Genomic DNA, 20,547 nt, shown 5'->3' with positions numbered 1-20,547 from the left:
TTAGGAATCGTTTCTAGTGATATAAATCCAAAGAACGATAATAGTCGTCCAATGCATTTGTCAACTCGTATCGGAAAACTTCCAGCAATCCAAAAATCTTTGAATAAGGCATTGATGTTGGACCCAGTAATGCAATGGTGCCTCGTCCGTGTCCACGAATTTCATAATTCGCCTGAATCATACTTAATTGATCAAACAAATCATTCCCCATCTCCGTTCCAATTCTAACGTGAATGCTATTATCAGATGGCAACAGCAACTGCGTCAGTTCACCGGAATTTTGCATCAATGAGTACATAGATTTGACATGATTAACATCTTGATCCGGATTGAAATTCAATATATTCATTCGTCCGCTTACAAAAACCTTGTCCTCAAAGGCGTCATTCAAAATGACATCAAACAAATGACTAATTCCTTCGGTCGTTTGAAAATAACGATGTAAGATCATTGGAATTTCCGTTCTCAATTTTTGGTAGACATTAATTAACGGCTGCCCTACCAAACGATCATTGATGATACGAACCATTTTTTCCAAATCCTGACTGTCAACATTTTCAGGTATACGAAAAACTTGGCTCTCAACGTTTCCCTTGTCTGTAACAATGATCGCCAAAATTTGACGATCGTTTAATGGAACAATCCGAAAACCAGTCAATGTCCGATCTTTCATTTCAGGACCTAACGAAAACGCCGTATAGCTAGTAACTTGCGAAAGTATTTTTGCAGATTGCTGAATGATATCATCAATCTCATGGATATCTTTCTTTAACGATCTGCGTATCTGATCTACTTCTTGATTACTCACCTTTGCTGGCGTTAATAGGTGGTCCACATAATAACGATAACCTAAAGCCGAAGGAATCCTTCCTGATGAAGAATGGGTCTTCTCTAGCAGACCTACCTCTTCTAAAGCTTTCATGTCATTACGAATAGTTGCGGAACTTGCTTTTACGCCTTCTTCCATTAAACTTTTTGATCCAACTGGCTGTCCTGTGTTGGTAAAGTCTTGGATGATTAAGCTGAGAATCAGTTTTTGTCTTTCCGTTAACATTCTTCTCATCCTTTAGTTAGCACTCTTTCTTTTTAAGTGCTAACTCGATTATTAATATACCACATCTGTCTTATAAGTCAAGGGAAAAATACAAAAAATTAGCACTCTCGTACCAAGAGTGCTAATCGTTCTTCTGCAATAAAAATTTTTCGAAAACATCATTTCCTCGAAATAATCCATCTTTTGTTAAAAAGACTCGCGAATCTGTCTCTGCTAAAAGGTTTTGCTCTTTCAAGTCAGTAATAACTTCTCCATAGACATCCGTTAAGCTTCGACCAAATCGTTTCATGAATTTCGCCTTTTCTACTCCTAAAATTTTTCTTAAGCCTAAAAACATCTCTTCCTCAATTTGTTCTTTTTGAGTTAATAATTCTTCTTCGAGCGTTGGTAAATTTCCTTCACTCAATGCTTTTAAATAATGCTGAATAGGACCACGATTTTTATACCGCCGATTTCCAATATAACCGCTCGCTCCCGCACCAAGTCCAAAATAATTCCGATTGTCCCAATAAACGAGGTTATGTTGACTTTCAAAACCAGGTTTGGCAAAATTACTAATTTCATATTGCATACGTCCATTTTTTTCCATCGTTTCAATCGTTTCTGCATACATCTGCGCTTCTAAGTCCTGCTCTGGCAACTGCATCTTACCTCGACGAACCCAATTCATGAACATCGTTTGATTTTCCAATATTAATGAATATAGCGCATAGTGGGGTAAATCTAATGTCAACGCTCGCGTCACGGTATCTCGGAAACTCTCCAAAGTCTGCCCTGGCAAAGCATAAATCAAGTCAATCGTTACATTCTGAAAATCTTTTTCCTCTAATAAACGAATCGTTTCGTAAACATCTTTTGCAGTATGTTTACGACCAATTTTTTTCAATAATCGATCATCAAACGTTTGAACACCCATCGATAGACGATTGACACCATAGTTTTTCATAACATTCAATTTATCTCCCGTGAGATCGCCTGGATTTGCCTCAACCGTGAACTCGCCCTCTTTATAAGGTAAAATTTCACGCAGGCCGCTTAGCAAGCTGTCAAGCTGTCTTGCATTCAACGATGTTGGTGTGCCTCCTCCAATATAGAGCGTCTCCATTTTATTAACTGGATTTTGAATTAAAGCCAATCGTGCTTCTTTAAGCACCGCTTCAATATATTCATCTACGGGTTGACCCTCAAGAAAAACTTTATTGAAGTCGCAGTAGTAACAGATGTGCTCACAAAACGGTATATGGATGTACGCTGAAGTTGATTCTGCCATGTTGTTCCTCTTTCTTCTATATAAATAGTAATAACAGGTATTCTACCACAATAATCATTATTTACGGCAATTAGTAGATTGATTAAAGATATATATAAGAAAAAAGCCGGCTGCTAAGAGACGGCTCGTAATCAATACAATAAATCATAATAGATTTTAACTATTCCACTTGATAATTTTAAATCTCGAATTCTCTGATTCCATCACTGTATAGTTTCCTTGTTCTAGATCAATCTCCCAAAAATTGAGCTCAGAAAAATAGGTCTTTAAGATAGTACGCAATACACCTAGATGACCTACAAGCACAAAATCTTCTTTCTTTTGGAGCAAATCGTTAAAACAGCTTAATACACGATTTTGAAAAACTGAAAACTTTTCTGCATTTTTGGGAGTATATTCAAAGGGAGATAGCAGCCATTTTTCCCATTCCACCGGATACTCTGTATTAATCTGATCTGCGCTCATTCCTTCCCACAAACCAAAATCTTTTTCATCTAAATCTTCCAGTGAAATTATTGGTTGGTTCGGAAAGATTAACTTCGCTGTTTCAATCGTACGCCTTAATGAACTGGTATAAATAACCGCATCAATCTTTCCTTCTTTAAACTTTTCTGCCAACCAATTCGCTTGCTCAATTCCTGTTTCATTTAACGAAATATCACTTTTTCCATAGAATAAGCGGCGGCGATTATATTCTGTTTCACCATGACGAATCAAATATATTCTCATAAAAATCCTCGCATAATAACTAGTGTCAGTAAAAAAACCGCCTGTGAAATTGGTGAACAGGCTCCCAATGTATCCCCATTAAAACCGCCTACTTTATTTATAACCATTTTACGATAAATCATTATGACAAGATCACTTATAATAAAGCACACAATCCCCGCCTTTCCTAAAAAAAGAAACATTGTTAAAAAGGACAGGAGCTGACAGAATCCTATATCATATTTTTTTACATCTAAAAAAGTTGTACCTAATCCTTCTGCATTATTTCCAGCATATTTCATTTGATAAAACAGTAGACTGATTCCATTTTTCCCAATAAGATTTAACAGCAAAACAATAATAACTTGTAATTTACTAGTTATTTGAGGCAGTAATGAAAAAAAGCTAAATGTTATGAGAAGATAATAAAAAACGATAGCTAATACCCCATTGCTACCTACTCTGCTATCTTTCATGATTTCAAGCATCCGTTCTCTTTTACGCGACGAAAAAAGCCCATCAGCCATATCGGATAAAGCATCTAAATGAAACCCGCCTGTCAATAGGACATCAAAAAATAATACAAGTATCCACGCAATACTCGGAGTAAATAAAACTTGTAGAAACCAATACACAATAGCTTCTATGAATCCTATCATCAGACCAAATAATGAAAAGAAACGAACGCCAGAACGCATTTTCTTTTCTGGTTCAGTGATTGCTACGGAAATCGGTATTCGAGTAAAAAATTGAAAATACAGAATTATACTATCAATCATTTTATCTTCATAGGAATACCGGCTATCACTAAAAATGCGGTATTCGCTTCCTTTCCTAGCGCTTGATTTACACGTCCCAAGACATCTCTAAACCAACGAGAAAAAGGATTTTCTGGGACAATCCCCAACCCAACTTCATTTGAAACAACAACTAATTTCACAGAACTCTTTTGAGTTACCATAAAAATTTTATGCCATTCCGCAAGAATTTTGGCTTCAATCTCTGCTTTTTCTTCTTCAGACAGCTCCGCGATTTTTTTATCGATTAGTTGAAAATCGTCTCCGAATCGTTTTTTCATTAAATAAAAAAAATAATTTGTTGTTAACATGGTCGCACAATCCAATAAGTGTGCAGAAGCATGAGATTGGTCAATCAAATCTGCTACATTTAAAAAAGTTTCATTGGTTTGCCAATAGTTGGATCGTCTTTTTTGATGGAGAAATACACGATTTTTCATTTCCTCATCTTGAGCTGTACAATTCGTTGCAATATAACTAATTTTTGCTTTTCGATCAAGAAGTCCTTCTGCAAAAGCAGATTTTCCGCTGCGCGCACCACCAGTAACTAAGATGATTTCTCCCAAATTTAATCACTCCTTTTTAAACTCACCAATTTTTTTTATTTCAGCATAGCGAGCTAAAATATCCGCTTCTGCTTTCTTTTTTACTGCTAAAAGAATGACTGTGGCGGGTCCGGCAGAACAATCGATGCCATCCTCTTCACTAAAAATCACATGGTATTCAGAATTTTTTGCCATTAATTGTGCCTCATAACGAATTCCTTTCGAGCCAACAGGAAGCATATCTAAAACACCTGACTCTTTTTTTATATCCTTTACTAAAGAATAGGAAAAAATATTTTTTTGATTCTTAACAACCATTTCTCCAACATAAGGGTGCCCTAATTGTAAGAGACTACAGTCTTCTTGCATTTTAAAGCTTTCTTTTTTTGCTGAAGCCTGAGCAATCACTGTGATTCCTAAACTGGTTGTCTTTGTCAGCATGTTTTCTTCCGTACTGCCATTTAATGGTAGATGAGATAGTCCTGCTTTAGCCAACTCTGCTTTTATTCCATCTAACATTTGCTTTCCAGTCGGATTATATTCATTACCTATTAAATCAACAACCGCAATTGGAACTGCTCCATAACAAAATAATTCCATTAAAGGAACACGTAAGCAAAATGCAGCTGTTATTGCTGGATCAATAGTAACAACGTCTTGTTCCTTCTTACCAATTCCAGCACTTGAATCGCATGCAATCACTAAAGAACTTTCATTAGAAAAAGGTAAGATGGAAAGATCACGATATTCTTTTGTCATAGGCACGGCATACTCACTCCTCTTGTTCTATATCCTGTAACAAACATTCATATAAATGCGGCATATCATAAATTTTTGGCTGAATCACAACCGATTGTTTCTTTTTAATCGCTTTCGCCGTAACAGGTCCAATTGCGGCTATTTTCAGTCGAGACCAAAAATCAGCAGGCAGTTGTTGGAGAGGCTCCGTTACTTTGGAAAAGGACATCCAAGCAGAAGGGCTTGCAAAAAGCACATAATCCAGAACTTCATTAAGCAAAAAATGTCTCAATTTTTCTTGGTCCTCAAGATAAAACTCATTTCTGTATATCACCTGTTCCAACACATCATGCCCTTGATTTGTTAACGCATTATATATCACACGTCTAGCTTGAAATGAATGCGGCCAAAAAACCCGTTGCTTTCCATCTGCAAAAGTTAACCATTCTTTCACTAATCCTTCTGAAAAAGCTTCTTTTGGCTGGAAATCAACATCAAAACCTAGATTTTTCAATACTTTTACTGTTTGATTACCGATAGCAAGTATTTTGGCTTGCTTGTTTAAAAAGTTAAAATCAAAATACTTTACAGCATTTGCACTAGTAAAAAAAATCCAATCATAGTCCTGCTCCATTTTCTGATATGGTTGAATCACTGTTCGATTCAAAGGAATTGTAATTACTTCAATATTTTTTTCCGCAAAGGTATAATAAATATCCTCTGGCATGGCTATTTCTCTAGTGTATAAAAGTTTCTTTTTGATCGTTTCTGCACTCCTCAATCAACATAATTGCTCCTTGCTGGATCATTTTAGCAGCTACAGATTTTCCTAAAATCACTGGATCATTACCTTGCATTGTTTCCTTTAAAATAATTTGTCCGTTTTCACTACCAATCATTCCGGTCAGTTCATAAGTCCCATCCTTGGGGAAACAATACGCCCCTACAGGAAACGTACAACTACCATCCAAACTATTTAAAAAGGCACGCTCAGCATTTACAGCAATTGCTGTTGGCAGATGCTCCATTTTTTTTAACATGTGCAACACTTCTTTATTATCTTTTCGACACTCTAAAGCCAGTGCGCCTTGTCCTATGGCAGGCAACATGATTTCTGGTGAAAGCTCTTGATGATAAACCGTTTGATCAAGACTCAAGCGTTCCAGTCCTGCTAAAGCTAAAACAATTGCATCATACTGACCTTCATTCATTTTCCTGATTCTAGTATCAATGTTTCCTCTGATCGGCTGAATATCAAAATCAGGCCGAGCATTCAAAAGCTGTGCTTTTCTACGGAGACTGCTGGTTCCAACGACAGCATTTTTAGGTAAATTTGCCAAACTTCTATGTTCCCTAATGACCAGGGCATCCGTTGGTGAATGACGCTCCATAACACAAGCAAGCGTCAAGTCCTCATGGATATCAGTAGGGATATCTTTCAAACTGTGTATTGCGAAATCAATATTACCCGCGCGAAGTTGATACTCTAGTTCTCTAACAAAACAGCCTTGTCCACCAATCGACTGTAAGTTATGTGTCGCCAAGTGGTCTCCTTTGGTCTTGATTTTTATAAGTTCAACTTCTACATCTGGAAAATAGCTTTGAAAAACTGCTAAAGCTTGCTTTGTTTGTGTAGTAGCGAGCTTGCTGCCTCGTGTACCAACTTTCAGTTTTTTCATTTTCTTCCTTCTTTCACTAGAAAAGCTCTTTTTTATTCTTTTTTCTATTAAAAACTGAAATACTGTTTTCATAAAAAATCTCTGGTTGTCCGGCCTGACTATTAACCCAACGTGCCAAAACAAAAAAATAGTCAGATAAACGATTTAAAAACCTCAATGCTTCTTCATTGACTGCTTCATCGTACTCCAGTAAGCTTACAGCGTTTCGCTCAGCTTCGCGTGTAAAACATCTACAAAGATGTAAATTTACAGAGCTGACAGTTCCTGCTGGCAAAACAAAACGATCAATCGTTGGAGATTTAGACCAATAAAAATCAATTTTTTCTTCAAGCCACACAATCATTTGCGGCTCAACTTTATATGGACGCTTTTCATCAGGGGTTGCGAAATCGCTGCCGCAGTCAAATATCCATTGCTGTAATTGAACTAGTTCCGCATACAAATAATTCTCTTGTTCATTCAATGAAGCCACAGTTAAACCCAACTGGGCATTTAATGTATCAATAGATCCATACGCCTGGACCCGGGGAGCGCTCTTTTTAGCCCTTCCGCCCCCAACTAATTTAGTGTATCCTCGATCACCATAGCGCGTATAGATACTCATACGTTTATCTCCTCCTGATTCATAATTTGATAAATTTTTTCTAAATCAACATTTTTGCGGATCAAATCTGCTAATTTGTCATATTGTTGATTTTTATATTCTTTATAAGGTATAGCTACTTCTTTAATTAAAGAGAGCCCTTTTGCTTCTCGAACCTGATTCAATAGTTTTCTTCGCCAAGCACTATTATCAAAAACACCATGAAGGTAAGTCCCAATTACCAGTTTATCTGAACTTACAGCACCATCTTTTCTCGAAATTTTTTTACCGTTAGCAGTAATGAGCTCTGCAAAGTATTGCTTCTCATAGTTTTCTGATCTTCCCATATGGATTTCATAGCCGTGAATTGTTTCTTCACCAATTTTTGCTTCAACTCTAGTAGTTGTTTTTTTGGCTTCAAAATAAGTTTCTATGTTCAATAGAGCTAATCCTTTGAGACTACCATGTGTAGATTCGACTTGGTGAGGATCATGCAGCATTTTTCCAAGCAACTGAAATCCACCACAAATTCCAAAAATCATTTTTCCTTCATTCCGAACTCTTTGAATCTCTTTAGCCATCCCCGAATCTTTCAAGTACAAGCAATCCTCTAAAGTATTTTTACTGCCAGGTAAAATAAGAATGTCAGGACTTCCTAATTGATCACCAGGAAATACATATCGAATAGATACATCCGGTTCACTCTCCAAACTTTTGAAATCAGTAAAGTTGGATATTTTGGATAATCCAATCACTGCAATATCCAAATCTTTTTGCGGATTATACGATCGATTCACCTTTGTTAAAGCCACACTATCCTCATCTTCGATATTTAATTGAGCATATGGTATCACCCCAATTACGGGAACATCTGTCAAATCCTCAATCATCTTCAATCCGGGATCTAACAAGGCAATATCACCACGAAATTTATTAATAATAATTCCCTTGATCCGTGCTCTTTCAGCCGGTTCAAGTAAATGAATTGTTCCATAAATTGAGGCAAAGACACCTCCCTTGTCAATGTCCGCTACTAAAATTACCGGAGCATCAGCAATTTTAGCCATCCCCATATTAGCGATATCTCGACTATTTAAGTTTATTTCCGCCGGGCTTCCCGCACCTTCAAGTACAATCACATCATTTTCCTGCACCAGTTCTTGATATAAGCCAGTTATTTTCTCAATCAATTGCGGCTTGAACTCATGATATTCTACAGCATCCATGTCACAGAGAACCTCACCGTTAAATATAACCTGTGATTTTCTGTCAGAAGTTGGTTTTAATAGAACAGGATTCATGCGTACATCTGGTTCGATCCCGGCAGCTTCTGCTTGGAAAACTTGGGCACGTCCCATCTCTTGACCTTTCATAGTAATGTAAGAATTAAGAGCCATATTTTGCGATTTGAAAGGTAACGCTTTCAATCCATCCTGATAAAAAATTCTACATAAACCAGCGACTAGTATACTCTTGCCTGAATCCGATGCAGTTCCTTGAATCATCAAACTTTTCCCCATTTGTTTCACCTCACGTTTAACTTTGTTCGCATAAATTCCTGTTGATTTTTGACAAGCGGGAATCCTAATTGCTGATGTATCTTAACTAACCAAGGTTGCTCTAAGCCCGCTGATTCTAATACTTTTTTGTCTAGAAACACCTCGTCAGAACTTCCCTCCTTAATGATTGTTCCTTTGTCTAGTACATATAAGTACTCACAGATTTCATACATTAGATCCATATCGTGACTTGATAATATAATTTTAGTCCCCTGTTGGATTAGTTGAGAAATAATCTCTATCATTTGTTGTTTTCCAGAAGGGTCCAATCCCGCAGTCGGTTCATCCAAAAGCAGCCATTTAGTCTTGAGCATTAGAACACTCGCGATCGCTACTTTCTTTTTTTGTCCGTAACTCAAATATTGTACTGGTTTTTTCTTCAAATCATCAATTTTAAGTAAAGAAAACACTTCATTCATTCGGAGTTTAATCTGAGAAGAGTCAATCCCAAGATTTTTTAGAGCAAACGCAACATCGTCTTCAACAATTGAATAGAATATTTGGTGTTCCGGCTCCTGAAAAACAATGCCCACTTCTTGTCTATATCTATAGAGTGCTGCCTTTTTATACTCTAGTGGTTGATTTTCATAGATAATCTTGCCCTGATTAGGGCGCAGTAACCCCACGATTGCCGCAAACAGAGTGGACTTTCCTGAACCATTTGCTCCTAAAATACCGACAGCCTTATGATCACTAAAATCCAAAGACAGATGATGCAGCACATCTGCTTGATTTTCGTAACTAATACATAAATCTGCTACTTTAAACATTTTGATTCCTTCCTTCATTTAATTGTTACAGTGGAAAATCACCATCAAAAAATTTTATTTCAAGAGAAAGAATCATCTTATTAAATCGATCAAATGATTGGAAAAACAGTATTTTGATCATTAAACCTAAAGAATGATAACTATTTTTCAATCCTCTGTATCCAAAACGCATTTCTTGTGCTCTTTTAATTATCAAAAATTCATCTGCAAAAATGAATATGAAACGATACATTAGCATTGTCAGTTCAATTAATAATATTGGGAAACGAGCTTGTTTCATCACTACTAATATTTGATGAAAAGGCACCGTTAAAATAAAGAAATACGTACAGATCAAACAACTAAAAGAGCGGAAAAATAACTTTGTACCTATTGTTAGCGAAGTACTTGTTATTCCTAAATAATTGTTAAATACGGGGATCTTAAAAATAAACGCACTTGATTGCGAACTTATTGAAAACAAAATAGTTAAAATACTTATTGCTAAAAAAGGGGCAGGTATCAAGAGCCATTTGAAGTATCTCGTAACTTTCACTTTAGTAACATAAATTGTTGCTAAACCTATGATTAAGCTTATTATCCCTTGAATCATTGGTGTAGTTAAAAAACATATTATTAATAGAAAAAGATAGAAAGCACTTTTTATTTTGGGAGAAAGTTCAATCAATCGATTCTCATAGGCAATCTTATCAATGAGCAGCATTTTTCTTCTTCCCTCTGTAATATCCTAAAATATAGGTAATGATCCCAACCCCTAGACTTCCTTGAAGAGTGAATAATAAACTTTCAATTTCTCCACTTTTAGGTTCTAGCAATGAATCAAACCAAGGTTGATAGTTTGGTGCAATCTCAGTAATAACTTTCTCTGCTTCACCGTCCGAACCGCTGAATTCCCCATTTTGATTAACCAATAAGGCACCAGCTATCAATCCTATTACTGCTAATAAAAGAATAATGTTTAACGTCGTTTTTGATTTATTTCTTTCCATTATTCAAAATGCCTCCTTCCTTAAAAGGAAAATTCGCAGAAATTAAATTATAAGCAACAACCGTTAATAGTCCTTCTGCAATGGCAATTGGAATTTGAGTTAGCATAAAGACTCCAACAAATTTCGCAATTGCTCCCATGATCCCTGTTGAAGAGTCTGGAAAAACAAGACCTAATTGAAGTGCGGTTGTAAAATATGTTGCTAGATCTGCTATGAATGCGCATAGGAATAAACAAACGGAGGTTGGTGCATTTGTCTTTTTCAAAAGAAAATACACACCGTATCCGATGAAAGGTCCAACTACAGCCATTGAAAAAGCATTAGCACCTAAGGTTGTAATCCCCCCATGAGCTAGCAGTAGAGCCTGGAAAAGCAAGCAAATCGTTCCTAGCACACTGATGACTCCCGGTCCAAAGAGAACAGTCCCAATTCCGACACCTGTTGGGTGAGAAGTAGAACCAGTAACCGACGGGATTTTTAACGCCGACAAAATGAAGATAAAGGCTCCGCTGAATGCTAAAAGAATCTTATTGTGTGGATTGTCTGCAACAGCTCTTCTAATACTTATCAGACCATAAATAAAGAATGGAATGAATGCTGCATACCAAAACAAACACCAGCCTAATGGTAAAAAGCCTTCCATGATATGCATAGCATGGGCTTTTTGTGGTACAACTAGAACCAAAAGAAGTAATACTAAAAAGATTTTTCGTATTGTTTTCACTTTAGGCTTCATCATTTTTAACTTCCTTTCAACTCTCTATTCTTGTAGACAATCATGGTACTGAAATACGATAGTTGATCCGCCTCATTTAACTCATTTAAACCAATCATTACTTTCTCAGAATCCATTGAAGAATCACTGACTAATATCGTATGGTCCAATAATTCTAACTCTGTTAAAATTTTTAGAATCTTAGGCAATGCGGTTGAAACCTTCATCAAAACTATCGTTGATATTTGTTCCAATGCAGTACGGATAGTTGATTCATCAGCTGTTGCTGGCAAAACGGCATAGCTCTCTTCATCGATGACCAAAGGAATCTGTAAATTATTAGAAATCTGGCAGAAAGAGGATATTCCGGACACTGTTTCAGTCTCGATCTTGTTTGATAATCGCTCTAATAAGTAACTGTAAGTGCTATAAACCATCGGGTCGCCTAATGTGATAAAGGCAACATTCAACCCTTTTTTTACATCAGCAACAATTTCCTCTGTAATTTCGTTCCAAGCACTTCGCTTCTGTTCCCAATCATTTACCATCGGAAAATGTCGTTGTTTTATTGTTAAATCCGTACGTAAATAAGGATCAACAATCTGCAATGCAAGACTTTTTCCACCCTTTTTAGATTCAGGTGTATAGAGACAATCAACCATTTCAATGATTTCTTTCCCACGAATTGTTAGTAAATCTGATGCACCTGGTCCAGTACCTACTCCATAAAATTTAGCCATTCGTCATCCCTTCTATCATCGCTCCTACATGGTCAATAAATTGCTGTTGAATTTCCGGAGCCTCTCCCATTCCCTTAAGAATGGTTTCCACGTAAAACCCAGCTTTTTCTAATTGAGATTTCCAAGAATCTTCTTCATCTGATGCCATATCATTTACCGCATGATCTCCCGCCACTAGCATCAATGGATATAATTTTATTTTCTTGTAGTGGCTCTTTTGAAGTCGACTGATTAGTAAAGAAATTTCTGGATAACTTTCAACCGCACAAACAAAAATTGGTTTTTCCATTAACATGTGATCTAAACACGCATAAACTGTAAATGCTGAATGTTGACTGCCGTGCCCCATTAACATTAGAGCTTCATCTTCGGCAAATCCTTCTGACAGCAATTCTAACCATCCAACGATCTTCTGATAATCTCCCACATCACTTAACAAAGGTTTTCCGATTTTTACCAGTTTTAATTGATCCTTGTATCTCATCGCCTGATGTAATGCTTTTGAGTACTCACTTCCAGGAATAATATGCAGCGGTTGAACATAGATTTCTTCATAACCATCAGCAACTAGTTTTTTCATTTGCTGATCTACTGTCAAAACTGTCATTTTTTCCTGTTCTTTGATTTTCTTTATGACTTTATTGGAAGTAAAAGCGCGAAAAGTATCAAATTCGGGATACGCTTGAGCTATTTTTTTCTCTACGACGTCAATCGTTTTTTTTCTCGTTTCAACATAACTTGTACCGAAGCTGACTACTATTAATGCAGGCTTCATCACTCCATCTCCTCTTTGATTTTTTCTACAACACTTTCATAGCTAGGTTCATCTGTCAGAATCACAGGAATTTTATAGTAATTAAAAACATCCTTTGTTTTTTGTCCCATAACTATAATTTTTTTCTGCTTAACAATCTCTAACTCTTTATTATTTAGAGCCGTCAAGAATAACCGGGCTGATTTTGAATTGGGGAAGTACATGAGATCCGTTTTTTGCCATAATCTAGGAATCTCAACAACAATTTTTTCTTCATGACTAATTAACTTGGTACCTGCAATTTTTTCTTCTTTTAAAATATCAATTGTTGAAGAATCACCTAAAAATAGGGTAGTTGAAGTAATCTCCAACTCCTGTAAGCAAACAGTTAAATCTAAATAGTTATGATCTGCTAGAATACCTTTCTTTTCCAAAGTAGAACCTGTATGATGTCCCACTGTAATAAATCGCCAATCACTTAAGTTTCGCCAATCGATTTTATTTTGTTTCATCAAGCGTACAAACATTTCAATGCTTAGTTGATCAGTGAAAACTACCTGTTGAGCCTTACTAAAATCAATTATTCCCTCAGAAATTTGTTTACAGCTAGGTGGCAGTTCAATAATTTCTGCTCCTAAATCTGTTAAGCGACTAGCTATACCTTTCTTTTTCGTAAATGGAATTGTAATACTCGTTGAAAAAAAAGGACGCTCTTCAAAAAAATTTAACTCTTCTCTGCACTTTACAACCTGCCCAATCACAATCAGACTGGGTGGTTCTAGTTCAGCAGCCTGTGCCTGTTTGAAAATTGTTTCCAACGTTCCTACGACTGTTTTTTGCTGTTTACGACTGGCCCATTGAATTATTGCCACTGGAGTATTCTTGTCTTTCCCATTACTCATTAGTTTTTTTGTAATTTCCTGTAAGCCGGACATTCCCATCAAAAATACTAAAGTTCCCTCTGTTCTAGCAGCAATTGACCAATCTATAGCTTGACTCGAATCATTTAAATGTCCTGTGTAGACATGAAAACTGGCAGACAAGTTCCTATGTGTAATAGGTATTCCAGCATAGGTCAATCCCCCGATGGATGAAGTGATTCCAGGAATGACTTCAAAAGCTATCCCTGCTTCTTTTAAAGCCGATCCTTCCTCTCCACCTCGGCCAAAAACATAAGGATCTCCACTTTTAAGACGGACTATATTAAGTCCTTGGCGCGCTTTTTCAATCATAATTTCTTCGATCTTATCTTGCGGAACTGGATGGTAATTAGGTTTTTTACCAACATAAATTTTTTCACAGTCTGCTTTACAGGCATTTAAAATAGCCGGATTAATCAAGCGATCGTAAACAACCACGTCTGCTTGTTCAATTTTTCTTAGTCCTTTAATTGTCAATAATTCTGGATCACCCAGTCCTGCACCAACTAATGCAATTTTTCCAATCATTCCATCACCCCTTTATTCGATCAATCAGCTCTTCAATAGATGAAAACTTATTCGGATATTCGATCTGCTCACGTTCTAATACAATACAGGGAATGTTTAATTCATTACAGGCCTGAACTTTTTCTAAAAATCCGCCTGCTTGACCACTTTCTTTTGTAATCATTACGCCTGCCCGGTTATGGATCAGTAGTTCTCGATTTAATGATTTAGAAAACGGTCCTTTTATTGCCTCAATTTGCGCAGTTGATAATCCAAATTTTTCTATTGTCATTAACACATCAGCCGTTGGCAATACCCGAGCAATAATACGTTCTTTAGGTAAGTATTTTAGAAACTCCCCTAAAGTTTTGCTACCGGTGGTTAAATAGATATTCCCAGAGTTTTCAAGTGCCTTTTGACAAGCTGCCTTTATTGAGTCTACTGAAACCATCTCCTCAGCATGATATGATGGTCTTTCAAAACGATAATAGTTAATTTCTGTATCAAAACAAGCGGCTATTGCATTTTTTGATACCTCAACTGCATACGGATGTGTTGCGTCAATTACTAAATCAATTTTATGATTCAAAATGAATGAAATCATTTCCGTTCTAGTCAGCCGCCCCTTTATAATATGCTCAGCTACAGATTTTGCTAAATTCTCTCCATAGTCTGTAACCACTGATAAATAGAATCTGATGTCACACTCATTGAGTGCTTCAGCGATTTTCAAACTTTCAGAGGTGCCTCCAAGTAGTAAAATCATAGCTTGTAGCCTCTTGGAGTAATCATCCAATTATCAGAAATATAGGTTTCTTTATTACCGACTAATACAATCGTGGTCATATCTACCACCGTCTCATCTAAATCAGCGATCGAAGTAAGAATTACTTTTTCCTCTTTTCTTCCAACATCCTTAGCTATTCCAACGATAGTGTCTTCTGATTTATACTGTTGAATAATCTCTAGCGCTCTAGCTAAGTGATTAGGTCTGCCTTTACTTCTGGGATTATATAGACAAATCACAAAATCAGCACTGGCAGCTGCATTGAGTCGCTTTTCAATCATTTCCCAAGGTGTCATCAGATCACTCAAACTGATGTGACAAAAATCATTCATTAATGGAGCTCCTAGTAATGCGGCCCCAGCAATACTGGCTGTAATGCCAGGAATAACTTGAACAGCAATTTCCTCAGCCATTTGACTTGTAAGCTCTAGAATCAATCCTGCCATTCCATAGACCCCAGCATCTCCACTCGAAATAACAGCGACATCTTTCCCATCCTTTGCTATATCGATAGCCTTTTTACACCTATCAATTTCTTTTTTCATTCCTGTACTTATCAGTTCTTTCCCATCAACTAATTCTTTAATCAAACGGATATAAGTCGTATATCCAACGATCACATCGACCTTTTTTATAACCTCAATAGCTTCAAGCGACATCTTTTTCTTTTCGCCCGGTCCTAATCCCACAACATACAACATGCGTCGTCTTCATCCTTTCCCAATGCAAAGGTGACTCCATGACTTGCATAACGACCTGTCACCACTTGCCCATTACTTGCTAAATCTGCGGCTGATAAACTTACATTCCCAACGCCGGTTACTTGCTTTACAAAAGAGGACTCTGGATATTTACCCGATACAGTTGATAATTCCTCAGCTGAATATGTCTCGAACGAAACATCGAGCCATTCAGAAAATCGGACAATCCCAGGCTCTTCTTTTTTTAAATCTATACTGACCATTTTTTTAATACTTCGATAATGAACATTTACTGATTTACAAAAACTCAAGTATTCCTTTTGGATAATCGAAAAATCACAATCTTTTTTTGCTCCAATTCCCAACACATATCTCCTAGGAACAACCTGAATAATTTTTTTAGATAGCTTTTCTTCATATTTATCAGAAATAAGTAAGACAGCATCAAATAAATCGATAGCATCATTTTCTTTGATGACGGTTAATCCTCTAGTATCCTTTACCCACTGTTCATGTTGAATCAGCCCAACTTTTTTATGGTTAGCTAAAAGACTATTTACTTTTTTTGTTGTTTCTTTAAAATCGGAATACCATCCATCTATTGTTTTACTCAATATATCTAGTGCTGTAACTTCCTGAATATCTGTTGCAGTAGTTATTACGGGACAACTATTCAATTTTGCTGCAATTTCCAGCGTTAACTGATTTCCTCCGCCAATATGCCCTGATAACAGACTGATCGTATGCCGTCCCTTTTCATCTAGTACAATTACTGCCGGATCCTTTTGTTTATCTTCCAACACATCTGCAATACTACGGACTACAATTCCAGTTGCCATAATGCAAACCAGTGCATCATATTGTTTGAACAACAACTGAATGCCCGTTGTAAATTTTCCAGTCGGAAAAATGCTTAAGCCCTCTTCTACTTTGTCTTTAGAAACAAAAATTTGAGCATCCTTATTCCAAATTTGCCGAATTTCCTTAGCAAGTTTTATTCCTGTAGAAGTTAAAGCTAAAATCGCGACCTTACTCATTACTTATCACATTTCGATATTCGTGCTTAAAGTTGGCATCATAAAGCTTAGAGTAATTAAATTCATCCCCTAGAAACTCCCCAACCATAATCAAAGCTGTTTTAGTAATGTCTGCTTCTGCAATTTTTTCAGTAATATTTTCTAATGTACTAACAATTTTCTTTTCCTCTGGCCAAGTAGCCTTATAGATGACTGCTACCGGTGTTGTTAATTGGTACCCTCCAGCAACCAACTCTTCCACAACTTGTCCTATTCCTTGAATTGATAGAAAAATCACCATTGACGTTTGATGCTGAGCAAAAGAGCGTAAACTTTCTTTTTCTGGAACTGGGGTTCGCCCAGCCATCCGTGTAATGATCACGCTTTGTGATATCTCTGGAACGGTGTACTCTACCCCTAAACTAGAAGCAGCACCTAAAAAGGAGCTGACACCAGGTGTGCAAGTAAAATCAATTGAACGCTTTTTTAATTCTTCAATTTGCTCCCGAATCGAGCCATAGATAGAAAAATCACCTGTTTGCAATCGAACCACTTCTTTATTAGCTCGAACACCCTGTTCCATTTCATCAATAATCTCTGTTAGATTCATTGATGCACTGTTAAGTATCTTACAGTCCTTTGAACAATAGCTTAGAAGCTCTGGATTGACGAGCGAGCCTGCATAAATGACAATATCAGCAGCTTGCAACAGTTGATAACCCTTAAACGTAATGAGCTCCGGATCTCCCGGACCTGCACCAACAAAATGTACCTTTGTCATAGAATTACTCCTCTTTTCTCATTTCAATAATCATTACTGGATTTTGCGGTTTAAAATAATGCCCTTGCCCTAATTTTGTATAGTGCCCTACTTGTAACTGAATTGCCTGAAAAGAATAACATTCAGTTTTTAACCATTCGATGGCCTCAATGGCATTTTCTAGGAGAATGAAATTTAGAACTAAGCAGCCCCCGGGTTTTAACAATTGAAAGCTCCACTCTAATATTTCTGACAAATTCCCACCTGATCCACCTACAAAAATGGCATCAAAACTATCACTCAATATGATAGGCGCTTTCCCTAAGATACTTTTTATATTGGTCAATTGGAATTTAGTTTGATTTTTCTCTAAAACATTAAGTGCTTCTTGATTCGAATCAATCGTTGTCACCATTAAATTAGGGTACATATATGCCGCTTCAATCGCCATACTTCCCGTTCCTGTTCCTATATCTAAAAAGTTCTCAGCTTCACGCAGCTGCAGCTTAGCCAAACTGAGTGTTCGGATTTCTTCCTTTGTCATTGGAACATTGCCACGAATAAAACAATTATCCTTCATTAATTATCACCACTGCATTCATTTGATAGTTTTCATCGGGAACTTCCGATGCTCTATAACATCTGATCCTTTCATCAGAATAACTAAGATTCTCCCCAATATAGAAAGTTGCAACACTACCTTGACGTAATGCTTCCTGAGCTAATTGATAAGGTCCATTCGCTTTATCTGTAACAATTCCTACTTTCGGCAATTTAAACAATAAAGAAAAATCAGGTTTTCTGCCGTGGCTGCTTGTAATAAAACAGTCTTCTATAGGAATATTTAAACGATTGAACAGATAATGCAGCGAACTAATTCCAGGCAAGATGGTCAATTTTTCTGGTGGAAACTGTCTAATTAGCCATTTCCCAATGCCATAAGTTAATGGATCACCAGAAGCTAAAAGAACGATCTCAGCTTCTTGATGTTCTGTTAAAAACGTAGTCAGATCATCTAATTTATGCGGCAAACGATGACAACTTCCTCTCTTGCTCAAAGGAACTATCTTTAATTGACGCTCACTTCCAATAATTAAGTCAGCACTATCAATTACCTCTTTAGCTTTATCAAACAAATAATCCTGTGTTCCGCCAGGTCCAATTCCAACAATGGTGATCATTTCCATTCCTCCTTCAGTACTTCAATCGGTTTAGTTGAAGCCAAGTAACCTCTTTGAGAGGAGAATAAAACTACCTCAATAATTGGTTGATGCTTACGATATTTTAGAAGACTTTCAGAGCGATACTTTATTTTTTTAGCTATAATTGGATAGACTTTCTCATATCCTGCATCCGCAATAATATCCCCTGCTGCTTCAGTTGTCAGGCATCCTTGAATTTTCTTTAATTGCTCCACAGACATACCAAGTAAAGCTAAATTGGCAATTAAAATTTCTGCTCGCGCATCAGCATCTTTACTATGTGTAGAAAAAATACCAGCAGATACTTTGATTAGCTTACCTAAATGGCCGACCATCAGAACTTTTTCAAATTCCAAGCGCTGAACCTCTTTTAAAACATACCCGACAAAATTACTCATAGAAACAATCTTATCCTCACCGAATTTCAATGTTTTTAGAACAAAATCTTCTCCATAATTTCCTGGACATAGAATCACTGATCGATATCCTTGACTCTTTTTCATTTCCAATTCTAAGGAGATAGACTTTTTCCACCCTTCTTCAGACATTGGAGTAACAATACCCGTTGTTCCTAAAATTGATATTCCGCCAATAATTCCTAAGCGGCGATTCATCGTTTGGTTTGCAATACTTGCTCCTTCTGGCGCGAATATCACGACTTTTGCTCCTTGTTCAGGACCAATAATTTTCCGAACAGCCTCTTCAATCATACCTCTTGGAACTGGGTTGATTGCCGCCTCTCCTACAGGAATCTGTAAGCCGACTTCTGTCACCCGCCCAATTCCAGTACCACCATCAATAATAATTTGTTTTGTTGCGTTTTTACTAAGCTTTGCTCCAATCAACATACCATCTGTTGCATCAACGTCATCACCACCGTCTTTCACAACAAAGGCTTCACATGTATCTTCCTTCATTTCCAACGAAGCAATAGGAATGGTTAGCTTTTCAGTATTTGGCAACTCAATTTGAATATTTTCATGCGCTTCATTGTTGAAAAGCAGACCTGCTGCTGCAGTTGCTGCTGCGGTTGCACAAGAACCGGTTGTATATCCCTTACGCAACTTTTTACCATTGAAAAAAATGAATTCTTCCATCAGTTTTCCCTTTCTACTAACTGATATAGCAATGCATTGATTATTGCAGCCGCAACATTACTTCCCCCTTTACGTCCCCTAGCAACAATAGCTGGAACATCACTCTCAAATAAGGCTTCTTTTGATTCTTCTGCACCTACAAAGCCAACAGGTGCGCCAATTACGGCTATTGTTTCCAAGTCCTTTCTTTCAACAAGCTCTAACAGTTTGAAAATCGCAGTTGGTGCATTTCCAATAACAAAAAGCTTTGGCCCATCAATTGTTGCTGCTCGCTCTATCCCCGCCATCGAACGCGTCATTCCTTTAGCTTTTGCTTGTTCCGCAACTTCTGGAACAGCAATATAGCATTCATAGCGAATAGTCAATTTATCTAAAATTCTTTTATTAATCCCACTAAGGGCCATAGTAGTGTCCGTAAAAATAGTGCCGTTGCCGGCTAAGAAAAAATCCTCCAACGTCGCAATTACATCGTTGGTGAATACGAGATTTTTAAGATAATCAAAATCAGCACTTGTATGAATTACTCTTTTGATAATTTTTTCTTCTTTCGGACATGAAAAAAAATAATTAGGAAATTCTTGTTCAATAATTCCTTGAATAATATTAAAGCTTTCTGTTTCAATCATTTGAGGATTTTTTATATAGTCCACGTTATT

General features: G+C 36.8%; 25 protein-coding genes. All 25 read right to left on the bottom strand.

Annotation, left to right across the window (positions count from 1 at the left end; all coding sequences use genetic code 11):
* Positions 1 to 13: 13 nt before the first annotated feature.
* Complete coding sequence (gene hrcA, locus JZO85_RS07770; protein ID WP_207107934.1) at positions 14 to 1,054, bottom strand: heat-inducible transcriptional repressor HrcA; 1,041 nt, start codon at positions 1,052 to 1,054, stop codon at positions 14 to 16.
* A gap of 121 nt (positions 1,055 to 1,175) precedes the next feature.
* On the bottom strand, positions 1,176 to 2,324 hold the full coding sequence (gene hemW, locus JZO85_RS07765) for a radical SAM family heme chaperone HemW (protein WP_207107933.1): 1,149 nt from the start codon (positions 2,322 to 2,324) through the stop codon (positions 1,176 to 1,178).
* Between the two features lie 156 nt (positions 2,325 to 2,480).
* The gene (locus tag JZO85_RS07760; protein WP_207107932.1) at positions 2,481 to 3,053 is read right to left on the bottom strand and encodes a histidine phosphatase family protein; all 573 of its coding nucleotides are present in this window, start codon (positions 3,051 to 3,053) and stop codon (positions 2,481 to 2,483) included.
* Positions 3,050 to 3,811 (bottom strand): adenosylcobinamide-GDP ribazoletransferase, encoded by a 762-nt coding sequence (cobS, locus tag JZO85_RS07755; RefSeq protein ID WP_207107931.1) that lies wholly within the window; start codon positions 3,809 to 3,811, stop codon positions 3,050 to 3,052. The genes JZO85_RS07760 and cobS overlap by 4 nt, the downstream gene beginning before the upstream one ends.
* Positions 3,808 to 4,395: a bifunctional adenosylcobinamide kinase/adenosylcobinamide-phosphate guanylyltransferase gene (gene cobU, locus JZO85_RS07750; protein ID WP_207107930.1), complete on the bottom strand. Its 588-nt coding sequence runs from the start codon at positions 4,393 to 4,395 to the stop codon at positions 3,808 to 3,810. The genes cobS and cobU overlap by 4 nt, the downstream gene beginning before the upstream one ends.
* Positions 4,396 to 4,401: 6 nt before the next feature.
* Complete coding sequence (locus tag JZO85_RS07745) at positions 4,402 to 5,133, bottom strand: hypothetical protein (protein ID WP_242550273.1); 732 nt, start codon at positions 5,131 to 5,133, stop codon at positions 4,402 to 4,404.
* Between the two features lie 13 nt (positions 5,134 to 5,146).
* Positions 5,147 to 5,839, bottom strand: a complete 693-nt coding sequence (locus tag JZO85_RS07740; protein WP_207107928.1) for a uroporphyrinogen-III synthase — start codon at positions 5,837 to 5,839, stop codon at positions 5,147 to 5,149.
* 10 nt (positions 5,840 to 5,849) lie between these two features.
* The gene (hemC, locus tag JZO85_RS07735; protein ID WP_207107927.1) at positions 5,850 to 6,791 is read right to left on the bottom strand and encodes a hydroxymethylbilane synthase; all 942 of its coding nucleotides are present in this window, start codon (positions 6,789 to 6,791) and stop codon (positions 5,850 to 5,852) included.
* Between the two features lie 16 nt (positions 6,792 to 6,807).
* Positions 6,808 to 7,395, bottom strand: a complete 588-nt coding sequence (locus tag JZO85_RS07730) for a cob(I)yrinic acid a,c-diamide adenosyltransferase (RefSeq protein ID WP_207107926.1) — start codon at positions 7,393 to 7,395, stop codon at positions 6,808 to 6,810.
* Positions 7,392 to 8,894, bottom strand: a complete 1,503-nt coding sequence (locus JZO85_RS07725; RefSeq protein ID WP_207107925.1) for a cobyric acid synthase — start codon at positions 8,892 to 8,894, stop codon at positions 7,392 to 7,394. Before JZO85_RS07725 ends, JZO85_RS07730 begins: the two co-directional genes overlap by 4 nt.
* Positions 8,895 to 8,899: 5 nt before the next feature.
* Positions 8,900 to 9,703, bottom strand: a complete 804-nt coding sequence (locus JZO85_RS07720; protein WP_207107924.1) for an ATP-binding cassette domain-containing protein — start codon at positions 9,701 to 9,703, stop codon at positions 8,900 to 8,902.
* A 25-nt stretch (positions 9,704 to 9,728) separates the two neighbouring features.
* On the bottom strand, positions 9,729 to 10,406 hold the full coding sequence (gene cbiQ, locus JZO85_RS07715) for a cobalt ECF transporter T component CbiQ (RefSeq protein WP_207107923.1): 678 nt from the start codon (positions 10,404 to 10,406) through the stop codon (positions 9,729 to 9,731).
* Positions 10,393 to 10,692, bottom strand: coding sequence for an energy-coupling factor ABC transporter substrate-binding protein (locus tag JZO85_RS07710; RefSeq protein ID WP_207107922.1), 300 nt, complete (start codon positions 10,690 to 10,692; stop codon positions 10,393 to 10,395). Before JZO85_RS07710 ends, cbiQ begins: the two co-directional genes overlap by 14 nt.
* A complete protein-coding gene (locus JZO85_RS07705; RefSeq protein WP_207108002.1) occupies positions 10,679 to 11,428 on the bottom strand; it encodes an energy-coupling factor ABC transporter permease in 750 nt (249 codons plus the stop codon). Before JZO85_RS07705 ends, JZO85_RS07710 begins: the two co-directional genes overlap by 14 nt.
* A gap of 5 nt (positions 11,429 to 11,433) precedes the next feature.
* Complete coding sequence (locus tag JZO85_RS07700; RefSeq protein ID WP_207107921.1) at positions 11,434 to 12,147, bottom strand: cobalt-factor II C(20)-methyltransferase; 714 nt, start codon at positions 12,145 to 12,147, stop codon at positions 11,434 to 11,436.
* A complete protein-coding gene (locus JZO85_RS07695; RefSeq protein ID WP_207107920.1) occupies positions 12,140 to 12,922 on the bottom strand; it encodes a sirohydrochlorin cobaltochelatase in 783 nt (260 codons plus the stop codon). Before JZO85_RS07695 ends, JZO85_RS07700 begins: the two co-directional genes overlap by 8 nt.
* Entirely contained in the window at positions 12,922 to 14,349 is a 1,428-nt protein-coding gene (cobA, locus tag JZO85_RS07690) for a uroporphyrinogen-III C-methyltransferase (protein ID WP_207107919.1), read from the bottom strand. The genes JZO85_RS07695 and cobA overlap by 1 nt, the downstream gene beginning before the upstream one ends.
* Before the next feature lie 4 nt (positions 14,350 to 14,353).
* Positions 14,354 to 15,094 (bottom strand): precorrin-6A reductase, encoded by a 741-nt coding sequence (cobK, locus tag JZO85_RS07685; RefSeq protein ID WP_207107918.1) that lies wholly within the window; start codon positions 15,092 to 15,094, stop codon positions 14,354 to 14,356.
* Positions 15,091 to 15,816 carry a precorrin-3B C(17)-methyltransferase gene (gene cobJ / locus JZO85_RS07680; RefSeq protein WP_207107917.1) on the bottom strand — a complete coding sequence of 242 codons (726 nt, stop codon included), beginning with the start codon at positions 15,814 to 15,816 and terminating at the stop codon, positions 15,091 to 15,093. Before cobJ ends, cobK begins: the two co-directional genes overlap by 4 nt.
* Entirely contained in the window at positions 15,795 to 16,853 is a 1,059-nt protein-coding gene (locus tag JZO85_RS07675; protein ID WP_207107916.1) for a cobalt-precorrin 5A hydrolase, read from the bottom strand. The genes cobJ and JZO85_RS07675 overlap by 22 nt, the downstream gene beginning before the upstream one ends.
* Positions 16,846 to 17,613: a cobalt-precorrin-4 methyltransferase gene (locus JZO85_RS07670; protein ID WP_207107915.1), complete on the bottom strand. Its 768-nt coding sequence runs from the start codon at positions 17,611 to 17,613 to the stop codon at positions 16,846 to 16,848. Before JZO85_RS07670 ends, JZO85_RS07675 begins: the two co-directional genes overlap by 8 nt.
* 4 nt (positions 17,614 to 17,617) lie before the next feature.
* Positions 17,618 to 18,172, bottom strand: a complete 555-nt coding sequence (locus tag JZO85_RS07665) for a decarboxylating cobalt-precorrin-6B (C(15))-methyltransferase (protein ID WP_207107914.1) — start codon at positions 18,170 to 18,172, stop codon at positions 17,618 to 17,620.
* Positions 18,162 to 18,773: a precorrin-6y C5,15-methyltransferase (decarboxylating) subunit CbiE gene (gene cbiE, locus JZO85_RS07660; protein ID WP_207107913.1), complete on the bottom strand. Its 612-nt coding sequence runs from the start codon at positions 18,771 to 18,773 to the stop codon at positions 18,162 to 18,164. The genes JZO85_RS07665 and cbiE overlap by 11 nt, the downstream gene beginning before the upstream one ends.
* A complete protein-coding gene (gene cbiD / locus JZO85_RS07655; protein WP_207107912.1) occupies positions 18,770 to 19,891 on the bottom strand; it encodes a cobalt-precorrin-5B (C(1))-methyltransferase CbiD in 1,122 nt (373 codons plus the stop codon). The genes cbiE and cbiD overlap by 4 nt, the downstream gene beginning before the upstream one ends.
* Positions 19,891 to 20,541, bottom strand: coding sequence for a cobalt-precorrin-8 methylmutase (locus JZO85_RS07650; protein WP_207107911.1), 651 nt, complete (start codon positions 20,539 to 20,541; stop codon positions 19,891 to 19,893). Before JZO85_RS07650 ends, cbiD begins: the two co-directional genes overlap by 1 nt.
* Positions 20,542 to 20,547: the final 6 nt, after the last annotated feature.

It is taken from the genome of Candidatus Enterococcus murrayae (assembly GCF_017315985.1).
In the GTDB taxonomy this organism is placed as follows: Bacteria; Bacillota; Bacilli; order Lactobacillales; family Enterococcaceae; genus Enterococcus_A; species Enterococcus_A murrayae.
This window is presented reverse-complemented; position numbering and strand designations above follow the sequence as displayed.